Below are 521 nucleotides of genomic sequence, written 5' to 3'. Positions count from 1 at the left end.
TCAGGCTGAATACAGGCGTTCCGCCATCTATATCCGTAACGGTGATTGTACCGTTCTGAGGTGAATCCTCCGGTGTAGTGATTGCTGGTGATACTGCTACCGGAATATCATTTACGGGAGTAACCGTTACTGGAATGGTTACCGTAGTGGTGCCGCCATTTCCATCGCTTACCGTTACGGTAAAGTTATCCGGACCATTGTAATTAGCATTCGGGGTATAGGTATAAGTGCCGTCTGTATTGACAACAACCGTTCCGTTTGAAGGAGGTGTGGTCAAACTGAAAACAGGCGTTCCGCCATCCACATCCGTAACGGTGATTGTACCGTTTTGAGGTGAATCCTCTGGTGTAGTGATTGCTGGTGATACTGCTACCGGAATATCGTTTACCGGGGTAACAGTAACCGGAATGGTTACCGTAGTGGTGCCGCCGTTTCCATCGCTTACTGTTACGATAAAGCTATCCGGACCATTGTAATTAGCATTCGGGGTATAGGTATAAGTGCCGTCTGTATTGACAACA

Annotated in this window: 1 protein-coding gene; it reads right to left on the bottom strand. The window is 47.6% G+C overall.

Going from position 1 to position 521, the window contains the following annotated elements; genetic code table 11:
* Positions 1–521: tandem-95 repeat protein (locus ACFOUY_RS00755; protein WP_378958528.1), on the bottom strand; the 521-nt coding region annotated here is incomplete at both ends.

The organism is Pedobacter jamesrossensis, assembly GCF_042650905.1.
Lineage (GTDB): Bacteria > Bacteroidota > Bacteroidia > Sphingobacteriales > Sphingobacteriaceae > Pedobacter > Pedobacter jamesrossensis.
Note: the sequence above shows the minus strand (reverse complement) of the source record. Positions and strands in the feature narration are given on the sequence as shown.